Origin of the sequence: Luteimonas sp. 8-5, assembly GCF_029763755.1 — a bacterium.
Lineage (GTDB): Bacteria > Pseudomonadota > Gammaproteobacteria > Xanthomonadales > Xanthomonadaceae > Cognatiluteimonas.
This window is the reverse complement of the sequence record NZ_JARUVM010000141.1, coordinates 1-9,326: the sequence shown is the minus strand read 5'-3', so window position 1 is coordinate 9,326 and position 9,326 is coordinate 1. Positions and strand designations below refer to the sequence as shown.

At 69.8% G+C, this 9,326-nt stretch carries 12 protein-coding genes and 1 riboswitch; of the genes, 6 read left to right on the top strand and 6 right to left on the bottom strand.

Annotated elements, in window-relative coordinates; translation table 11 throughout:
• From QAA18_RS12060 to QAA18_RS12050, 3 genes are all read right to left on the bottom strand, one after another.
• A partial coding sequence (locus QAA18_RS12060; protein WP_279413250.1) for a biotin/lipoyl-binding protein occupies positions 1–345 on the bottom strand: 345 nt, incomplete at its 3' end.
• Positions 346–454: 109 nt separating this feature from the next.
• Positions 455–1,138 carry a dethiobiotin synthase gene (bioD, locus tag QAA18_RS12055; protein ID WP_279413248.1) on the bottom strand — a complete coding sequence of 228 codons (684 nt, stop codon included), beginning with the start codon at positions 1,136–1,138 and terminating at the stop codon, positions 455–457.
• The gene (locus QAA18_RS12050) at positions 1,135–1,845 is read right to left on the bottom strand and encodes a TMEM175 family protein (protein ID WP_279413246.1); all 711 of its coding nucleotides are present in this window, start codon (positions 1,843–1,845) and stop codon (positions 1,135–1,137) included. Before QAA18_RS12050 ends, bioD begins: the two co-directional genes overlap by 4 nt.
• 39 nt (positions 1,846–1,884) lie before the next feature.
• Here QAA18_RS12050 and QAA18_RS12045 point away from each other — a divergent pair, with 39 nt between their 5' ends.
• The 5 genes from QAA18_RS12045 (at position 1,885) to QAA18_RS12025 (ending at position 6,304) form a co-directional block, all read left to right on the top strand.
• Positions 1,885–2,373 (top strand): GAF domain-containing protein, encoded by a 489-nt coding sequence (locus QAA18_RS12045; RefSeq protein ID WP_279413245.1) that lies wholly within the window; start codon positions 1,885–1,887, stop codon positions 2,371–2,373.
• Positions 2,370–2,708 (top strand): TfoX/Sxy family protein, encoded by a 339-nt coding sequence (locus tag QAA18_RS12040; RefSeq protein ID WP_279413244.1) that lies wholly within the window; start codon positions 2,370–2,372, stop codon positions 2,706–2,708. Before QAA18_RS12045 ends, QAA18_RS12040 begins: the two co-directional genes overlap by 4 nt.
• A 7-nt stretch (positions 2,709–2,715) precedes the next feature.
• Positions 2,716–2,942: riboswitch (cobalamin riboswitch) on the top strand.
• A 133-nt stretch (positions 2,943–3,075) separates the two neighbouring features.
• Positions 3,076–4,932: a TonB-dependent vitamin B12 receptor gene (gene btuB, locus QAA18_RS12035; RefSeq protein WP_279413242.1), complete on the top strand. Its 1,857-nt coding sequence runs from the start codon at positions 3,076–3,078 to the stop codon at positions 4,930–4,932.
• 102 nt (positions 4,933–5,034) lie between these two features.
• Entirely contained in the window at positions 5,035–5,547 is a 513-nt protein-coding gene (locus QAA18_RS12030; RefSeq protein ID WP_279413241.1) for a hemerythrin domain-containing protein, read from the top strand.
• 190 nt (positions 5,548–5,737) lie between these two features.
• Positions 5,738–6,304 (top strand): cysteine hydrolase, encoded by a 567-nt coding sequence (locus tag QAA18_RS12025; protein ID WP_279413239.1) that lies wholly within the window; start codon positions 5,738–5,740, stop codon positions 6,302–6,304.
• On the opposite strand, the gene QAA18_RS12020 is transcribed toward QAA18_RS12025, so the two are convergent.
• A complete protein-coding gene (locus QAA18_RS12020) occupies positions 6,201–6,884 on the bottom strand; it encodes a TetR/AcrR family transcriptional regulator (protein WP_279413237.1) in 684 nt (227 codons plus the stop codon). The two genes, QAA18_RS12025 and QAA18_RS12020, sit on opposite strands and share 104 nt — an antisense overlap.
• Positions 6,885–6,986: 102 nt before the next feature.
• On the opposite strand from QAA18_RS12020, the gene QAA18_RS12015 reads away from it, so the two are divergent.
• Positions 6,987–7,796 (top strand): MBL fold metallo-hydrolase, encoded by an 810-nt coding sequence (locus tag QAA18_RS12015; RefSeq protein ID WP_279413235.1) that lies wholly within the window; start codon positions 6,987–6,989, stop codon positions 7,794–7,796.
• A gap of 7 nt (positions 7,797–7,803) precedes the next feature.
• Here the strand turns inward: QAA18_RS12015 and QAA18_RS12010 are convergent, their stop codons facing one another.
• Complete coding sequence (locus tag QAA18_RS12010; RefSeq protein WP_279413234.1) at positions 7,804–9,123, bottom strand: ATP-binding protein; 1,320 nt, start codon at positions 9,121–9,123, stop codon at positions 7,804–7,806.
• Positions 9,123–9,326 (bottom strand): helix-turn-helix domain-containing protein (locus QAA18_RS12005; RefSeq protein ID WP_279413232.1); only part of this gene is annotated, 204 nt, incomplete at its 5' end. The genes QAA18_RS12010 and QAA18_RS12005, both read right to left, overlap by 1 nt.

Genomic DNA, 9,326 nt, shown 5'->3' with positions numbered 1-9,326 from the left:
GCGGGCCTGCGCCAGCGCGCCCTCGGCCTGGGCCAGCGCGGCGCGCAGCGGGGCCGGATCGATCTGGAACAGCGCCTGGCCCTTCTTCACGTCGCTGCCTTCCTCGTACAGGCGACGCTGCAGCACGCCCGGCACGCGGGCGCGCACGTCGGCACTGCGGAAGGCCGACAGCCGGCCGACCAGCTCCTTGGACACCGGCACGGTGCCGGCCTTCATCACCACCACGCCGACTTCCGGAGGCGGCATGCCACCACCGGGGCCAGCGCCCGCGGCTTCATCCTTGGAACAACCGGCAACGGCGAAAAGCGCCGTCGACAAAGCGAGCACTACCAGGGAACGGCGCATGCACATACCTCGAGGGGGAGGGATTCCTATACTCGACAGTCTAGCATTGGCAGGCATCGGGGACCGTGCCGGAAGTCGTGTTGCCGGCGGATGATGGCCCTGCCCTCGCTCAGGAGATGAGATCCAGCCCGCGCGACAGTTGCGGAGCAAGCGCGGCCGGATCGGGAGAGGCCTGCCACGGCAGCCAGCCGAGGCAGGGCGCAGGCAGGCGCGCGGCGAGCAACGCACGATTGTCGTCGATGCGTGCCATCGCCGGATCCACCCCGGTACCGATCCAGCCCACGAGGCGGCAGCCGTCGGCGGCGATGGCGCGCGCGCTCAGGTAGGCGTGGTTGAGGCAGCCCAGGCGCAGGCCGACCACCAGCACCACCGGAAGCTGCAGCGCACGCACCAGGCCGGCCTGGTCCAGCTGCCCCGACAGCGGCGCGGCCCAGCCGCCGACGCCTTCGACCACGACCACGTCGGACCGTGCGGCCAGCCGCGCATGCGCGGCCAGCATCGGCGCGAGCGCCACTTCCACGCCCGCGTCGCGCGCGGCCAGCTCCGGCGCCAGGGGCAGCGGCAAGGCATACGGATTGACGTCCTCGTAGGCGGGGCGCGGATCGCTCGCGGCCTGTAGTGCGAGCGCATCCTCGTTGCGCAAACCATCGACCGTCGCATCGCTGCCGCTGGCCAGCGGCTTCATTCCCACCGCGCGCAGGCCGCGCGCGCGCAGGGCATGCAGCAGCGTGCAGCTGGACAGGGTCGTGCCGATGCCGGTCTCGGTCCCGGTGACGAACATGCCGGCCGTCATGGCTGGCCTGCTCCTTCCTCGCGTTCGGCGCGGCGCCGCGCGCGCGCCACGACCAGGCCGGTGAAGCCCATCAGGGAATAGGCGAAGCCGGAGAAGCCCGACCACTCGGCCCAACCCATCAAGTCCACCACCAGCAGGAACAGCAAGGCGATCACGCCCGTCGCCGGGATCATGGCGTGCGCCGCCAGCGACCCGCGCAGGTCGATGCGTTCCCCGCGGTCCAGGCCGAGCGCGTCGCGCAACCGCCAGGCGTGCCGGTACAGGGCCACCACCACGCAACCCAGCGTGGTCCACGCCAGCGCGTAGGCCAGGAACATCGCCTGGAAGTCGCGCATGGATCCGATGGTGACGCTCGACGGCAACCAGCCATTGCTGGCCCAGTTGAAGAACATGCTGAAGATGATGCGCAGCGGATACACATACACCAGCACCAGGAACACCATCAGCAGGCTCAGCAGCACGCTGCGGCCATCGTCCAGTCCGAAACGGCGGCTCCAGTCGGCGTGTGCCCACCACAGCATCGCCAGCAGGGAGAAGCTTGCGGCGAACGCCGGCACGCCCTTGAGGGCTTCCACGAGCGCCTGGGCGCTGTCGGGGATGGCGTCGAAGGAAATCACCAGCAAGGTCACCGCGAACGCGAACGCGGCGTCGACGAACGCCTCGATGCGCGTGACCTCGCGACCGCGATCCGGGCTGTTTTTCGCCATGGCGCCCCCTCCTGCCGCCATGGTAGCTACAATCGGGGCATGACGTTCCATGCCAGCGCCCTGACCGGCGACAAGCCCGAACAATACGCCCAGCTGCTCGACCAGGCCCGTGCGCTGATGCACGGCGAGCGCGACCTGGTCGCCAACGCCGCCAACCTGTCGGCGCTGTTGTGGCATGCGCTGCCCGACCTCAACTGGTGCGGCTTCTACCTGTACGACGGCACCGAGCTGGTGGTCGGCCCGTTCCAGGGCCTGCCTGCCTGCATCCGCATCCCGCTGGACAAGGGCGTGTGCGGCGCGGCGGCGAGCAGCCGCCAGACCCAGCTGGTGGCGGACGTCGATGCATTCCCGGGGCACATCGCCTGCGACTCGGCCTCGCGCTCGGAGTGCGTGGTGCCGCTGGTGGCGGCCGACGGACGGCTGATCGGCGTGCTCGACCTGGACAGCCCGATCCCGGCGCGCTTCGATGCGGTCGATGGCCGCGGCCTGGAAGCGATCGCGCGTGCCTGGGTGGAGGCAGTGGCATGAGCACGCCGCCGCGCCTGCGCAACATCGGCCCCAAGTCCGCGGCATGGCTGCGACAGGTCGGCCTGCGCACGCGCGAGGACCTCGCCGCCGCCGGCACCGTCGATGCGTTCATGCGGGTCAAGCGCGCCGGCTTCAAACCCGGCCTCAACCTGCTGTATGCCATCGAGGGCGCACTCAACGACTGCCATTGGCAGGAAGTGCCCGAGGCGCGCCGCGCCGAACTGGTCGCCGCCGCCGAAGCCGCGATCGCGCAGTTGCCGCCGCCGCGCGGCCGTCCCGCCGCCGGGCCGGTCACGACCACCCACCACATGGTGGAAGACGACGACGCGTCCTGATCGCGTACAATCCCCGGCACTTCAAGGTGACCCTGCGGCATCCAGCCAAGGGGTTGAAACGGGAAGCCGGTGAAGCCGCGCCCTGCGCGTCCATTCCGGCACTGCCCCCGCAACGGTAAGCAAGGCAAGGCGTGGCATCCGCCACTGTGCGCGAGCACGGGAAGGCGCCACGCCCGGAGAACCCCGGTTCTCCCCTTGCGAGTCCGGAGACCGGCCATGGAGTCGACTGGTTGCGATGCGGCGGGCATCGTGGCGGCGGCGCCGTCCCCGGACTCCGGTCCCCCGCGGCCCTTCGCAGCTTCAGCCCTCCGTGCGCGACTCCTTCCCGACCCTGGGCGCGCGGGCGTGCGCGCCGGAGAGCACACACATGCAACTGCGATACCTCGTCGTTTCCCTTTCACTTGCACTGCCGGCGAGCGCATACGCGCAAGCCGCCACCGACCTCGACGGCCTGGTCGTCACCGGCACCCGTACCGCACTGACCGCCGACCAGTCGCTGGCCGCGGTCGAGGTGATCGATCACGCGCAGATCCTGCGCAGCCAGGCGCGTTCGCTGCAGGACCTGCTGCGCGGCCGCGCCGGCATCGACCTGGCCAACCAGGGCGGCCAGGGCAAGGTGTCCACGCTGTTCATGCGCGGCACCGAGTCCGACCACGTGCTGTTCCTGATCGACGGCGTGCGCGTGGGCTCGGCCACTTCCGGCCTCACCGCGCTACAGGACCTGCCGCTGGAACTGATCGAGCGCATCGAGATCGTGCGCGGCCCGCGCTCGAGCCTGTATGGCAGCGAAGCCATCGGCGGCGTGATCCAGGTGTTCACCCGCGGCGGAAGCGCGGACGGTGCGCATGCCCGCATGCGCGCACACGCAGGCGCCGGCAGCAACGGCCTGGGCAAGGCCGGTGCGGGCCTGGACGTCGGCGATGGCGATGCCTGGTTCGGTGTCGATGCCAGCCACCTGCAAACCGACGGCATCGACGCCTGCCGCGGCGTCGCGACGCCGTTCTTCGCCGGCTGCGGCATGGACCACCCCGATCCCGACCGCGATGGTTACCGCAACACCGCGGTGTCGCTGCGCGCCGGCGCAAGACTGGGCAATGCATGGAAGATCGATGCGCGGGCCATGCGCACGGAAGGCAGCAACGATTTCGATGGCGATCCGGCCTGGGGCCTGCCCGACCATTCGGACACGGTGCAGCAGGTCGTCGGCGGCAGCCTGCGCTACGAAGGCGCGCGCCTGGCGCTGAAGTTCAACGCCGGCCGCAACACCGACACTTCCGACAACATCCTGGACGGCACCGTGGTCGACCGTTTCGGCACCCATCGCGATGGCGCCGGCCTGCAGGCCGACATCACCCTGGGCCGCGGCCAGTTGCTGACGCTGGGCGCGGACTGGTCGCGCGACAGCGGTGGCGTCGCCGGCGGCTTCAATGCCTTCGACGCCAGCCGCGACAACCGCGCCGGATTCTTCCAGTACCAGGGGGCGTTCGGCCGCCACGACCTGCAGCTCTCGGCGCGCCACGACGACAACGAGGACTTCGGCGGAAAGGACACCGGCAGCGCCGCGTGGGGCATGGACCTCGCCCACGGCCTGCGCCTGACGGCCAGCCACGGCACCGCGTTCAAGGCGCCCAGCTTCAACGAATTGTATTTCCCCTTCTACGGCAACCCCGCGCTCCGGCCAGAGACCTCGCGCAGCACGGAGTTCGGCATCGCGCAGCGCACGGCACGCTGGCGCTGGCAGGCCAACGCCTACCAGACCACGGTCGACGACCTGATCGTGTACGACCCGAACATCTTCGTCGCCAACAACATCGAGAGCGCGAGGATCCGCGGCCTGGAAATCGGCGCGGGCGCAACCCTGCATGGCTGGGACGTCAACGCGCAGGCGACGCTGATGGATCCGCGCAACCGCAGCGAAACCGCGCACGACAAGCTGCTGCCGCGCCGCGCGCGACGCAGCGCGCGCCTCGACCTGGATCGTGGTTTCGGCGACTGGAACGTCGGAGCGAGCGTGATCGCGCAGGGCCGCCGCTTCGACGACGTGCAGAACGGTCTGGCCATGGGCGGCTACGCCACCGTGGACCTGCGCCTCGAACGAGGCTTCGGCGACTGGACGCTGCAGGCCGGCCTGTCCAACGCCCTGGACCGGCGTTACGAAACGGCGGCCTTCTACAACCAGCCAGGGCGCGAGTGGAGCCTGACCCTGCGCTACGCGCCGCGCTGACCGCGAGCACGTCATCCCCATCCGCGGAGCCGGTGTGTACTTCACACCGGCTCCATGCGCGGACGCGAAGACTGTTGTCCTTCCCCACCCGAGGACATCCCGATGGCACGCGACATCCTGAAGACGCTCAAGGCCGAACACGACGAGCTGCGCAGCCTGTTCGAGGAATTGAACGGCACCACCGACCGGGCGGCCAAGACCCGTACCGAACTGCTCGCAAAGATCGACAAGGGCCTGCTTCCGCACGCCAAGTGGGAAGAGAGCGTGTTCTATCCGGCGTTCGCCGAGCGCGCCAGCCGCGACGGGCTGAAGACCCACGCCGAGGCGATCGCCGAACACCATGCCGTCGAGCATTCGGTGATGCCGGAAGTGCACGATGCAGACGTCCAGACTCCGCAGTTCGCCGGCCGCGCGAAGGTGTTCGGCGAGTTCATCGACCATCACGCCAAGGAAGAAGAGAAGACCATGTTCAAGATGGCGCGCGAACTGTTCAGCGCCGAGGAGCGCGCCGCCTTCGACGAACAGTACGAAGCGTGGAAGCAGTCGGACGAAGGCATGGCGGCGGTGGCCGAGGCGGCCCAGGTCACCGGCGCCGGGTCCGCGTTGCGCAACTGACCCGCACGGCAAAGCGCCGGAAGGCGGGACCTTCCGGCGCGGAGCCGATCAAGCGAACGAAACCGTCTTACTCGCGGTTCTGGCCTTCCCCGGCACTGCGCCGGGTAAGAGGAACGGTGCACGCATCGCCATGATTTGCAGGTGAGAAATCACTGAATGGGTTGCAGCTCGCGATGAACAGTTCATTCCGATGAAGACGCCACGACGACCCGTCCTGCTGCTGATCGACCTGGTCAACCACTTCGACTTCCCCGGCGGCGATGCGCTGGGCCGGTCGACGCGCCGGCTGGTGCCGGCGTTGTTGCGCCTGCGCGAGCGCTTCGACCGCGCCGGCCACCCGGTGGTCTACTGCAACGACAACTGGATGCAGTGGCAGGGGGGATTTCCGGACCTGGTGGCGGCCTGCCGCGACTGCGGCGGCGACGCGGGCCAAGTCGCGGACCGGCTGGCGCCGTGCGAAGGCCACTATTACGTGCTCAAGCCCAAGCACTCGGCGTTCATGGCGTCGCCGTTGCCGGTCCTGCTCGCACAATTGCAGGCCGATGCGCTGGTCCTGGCCGGCGTGGCCACCGATTCGTGCATCCTGGCGACCGCGCTGGACGCCAATGCCCGCGACTTCCCCCTCTGGATTCCGTCGGACTGCACCGCGGCGATCACGCCGGAACGCAAGCGCCGGGCCTTGCGGACGATGCAAGAGTCGATGTCGGCTTCGGTCCGGCCCGCCGCCGGAACGCGCGGGACCGTCCGCGCGAAATGATCCCGTCGAGCCAGCGCTCGACAAGCGACACCTTGGCGGCGTCATCGAGTCCGAGCTCTTCGAGGTTCTGCCAGGCGGTGAACGAGAGCGCGTGGCGCAATGTCGCAGCCGCCTGCACCCTGGCCCGCTTGCTTGCGTCGAGGTCGTCGGCCAAGCCTTCGGCGACTTCCTCCACGTATGCGTCGTACGCCGCCAGGGGCACCTGCACCGCCGGCACGTCGGCAGCGTCGCGGCGGACCGACGCCCACATGCGGGCGGTCTGCGTGTAGTACGCGCAGAACTCGCGCAAGGCGGTACGGACGCGACGGACCGGGTCCCCGATCGAGTCCCAGCTCACCGGGTCGGGCGCCGGATTCAGCGCCGTCCAGTGGCTGGAGCAGGCCTGGATCACCGCCTCCTCGTCGGGCAGGTGCCGGTACACCGTCAGCCGCTGCACCCCGGCGCGCTCGGCGATGGCGCTGATGGTGGTCGCCCGCGGCCCGATTTCCTCGTGCAGGGCGACCGCCGCCTCGACGATCCGCGCACGGGTCTCGTCCCGGGACTCGGCGCGCTGCGTCATCCGGTATGGCCGCTTCTTCATTGGGTGAACATATATGTTCAACGAACTATTGACAAGGCCCGAGGCTACGGAATAATGTGAACACACCTGTTCACTCAAATATGGATCGACCCGGAATCCCCCATGGACAAGCCCCTCCCCCAACCCGCTCCCTGCCACGCCACCGATGCCTGGACCGTCCTGCCGGCCTGGGCGCCGATTCCCGGACTGGGCACGATCGCCATCAACACCTTCGTCCTGCGCGGACGCGAACCGATGCTGGTCGACACCGGGCCTGCCGTCCTCGGCGACCACTTCATGCAAGGCCTGCGCTCGGTCGTCGATCCGGCGGACCTGCGCTGGATATGGCTCAGCCACACCGACCCGGACCACATCGGCAACCTCGCGCGGGTGCTGGCCGAGGCACCGCACGCCAAGGTGCTGAGCACGTTCCTGGGTGCGGCCAAGATGGAGATGCTCGGCTGCGACATGTCGCGCGTGCAGCTGCTGGAACCGGACAAGGTGTTCGAAGCCGGCGGCCACCGCCTGCATCCGCTGCGCCCGCCCTACTACGACGCGCCGGAGTCGCTGGGCTTCTTCGACGAGACCGCGCGGGTGATGTACGCGGTCGACAGCTTCGGCGCGGTGCTGCCGGAACCGGCGCACGACCTGTCGGAGGTGCGGCTGGCGACGCTGTCCGAGGGCATGGCGACCTGGTCGTCGATCGACGCGCCGTGGCTGGCGCGCAGCAACGGCACGCTGCTGGCGCGAACCCTCGCCGGCATCGGCAAGCTCGATCCGTCGGTGCTGCTGTCGGCGCACCTGCCGCTGGCCCGCGAGGCCGCGCCGATGCTGTCGCAACTGCTGGCGGCGATCTTCGCCCGCGGCAATCCGGATCCGCTGGACGCCGACGAGCTCGCCGCGGCACTGGCACCGATTGGGCAGGCCGCCTGAGACGCGCTCAGTCCGGGATCACCAGCGACACGCACAGGCCGCCGCCCTCGCGGTTGAGCAGGGCGATGCGGCCGCCGTGCGCCTCGGCGATCTCGCGTGCCAATGCCAGGCCCAGCCCGGTACCGTGGCGCTTGGTGGAATAGAACGGCAGCAGCGCGTTGGACAGCACCGCCTCGTTCATGCCGCTGCCGCGGTCGAGCACGTCGATGCGCCAGCCTTCCCCGGCGCGGCGCACGGCCATCGCCACGTCGCCCGGCGCCGTGCCCGATTCGTGGGCGTTTCGCAACAGGTTGAGCAGCGCCTGTTCCAGCTGCGCCTGGTCGAAGCGGGCCGTGCGCTCGTCGACGGCACCCTCGAGCCGGAACTCGACCTGGCTGCGCAGCTGTTCGACGAACCGTCGCCACGACACCGGCTGCAACCGCGGCGCGGGCAACTTGGCGAAACGCGCATAGTCGCGGATGAAGCCTTCCAGGTGGCGTGCGCGCTCCTCGATGGTCGCCAGCGCCGTCGGCAGGCGTTCGTGCTGGCCGCGACGCAGCAACTCGGCACCGGAATGCGCCAATGACGCGATCGGCGCCAGCGAATTGTTGAGCTCGTGGCTGATCACCCGGATCACCTTCTTCCATGTCTGCACTTCCTGGCGCCGCAGTTCCGCGGTGAGCTGGCGCAACATCACCAGCTCATGGCGGCGGCCATTGAGGCGGAAGCCGCGGCGCGAGAGATGGTAGATCTCCTCGCCCGCGTCGGCGTCGTCCTGGCCGACGGAGAACATGCCGTCGCCCCCACGGGCGAAAGCCTCGCGCACTGCGTCGGAGGTCGCGGCGAGCAGGTCTTCGAATGCACGGCCCTCGAGCCTGTGCCCGTCGCCCAGCAGCTTGCGTGCGGCGATGTTGGCGTGGACCACCCGTCGCGCGGGATCGACCAGGATCATCGCCACCGGCGTGTTCTGGACCATGGTGTCGAGCAGCAGTTCGCGCTGGACCAGGGCGACGCGTTGCTCGCGCAGGGCCAGCCCCAGCGCATTGTGGCTGGCGACCAGTTCGCCGAGTTCGTCGCGGCCTTCCCAGGCCAGGCCGAAGGAGAAATCGCCATCGTGGTAGCTGGCGACGCTGCCGGCCAGGGCGCGGAACAGCGCGTTCATCGGCGCGAACGCGCGACGCGCCTGGTACACGAGCAGGGGCGCGAGCAGCACGACCGCCAGCAGTGCCGCCCACACCGGGCGCAACCACTGCGCCAGGACCACGGCCAGCGCCGCCGCCGCGACCAGATGCACCAGCGCCAGCGCGGTGAACTGCAGGCTCAGCGGAACGCGCTGGCGCCAGCGCATCAGTCGCCGCCGCCGCGGGGGATGCCGTGGCGTTCCATGCGCCGGTACAACGCCTGGCGCGAAAAGCCGAGTTCGGATGCGGCCTGTGCAAGCACGCCACCGTTGCGCTCCAGCGCGGCCACGATCTGCGCCCTGTCCGGCTCCTGCGTCGGGGCCGGGCTCACGGCCGGCGCGCCCGGCGCCGTCGTGGGCAAGGCCAGGTC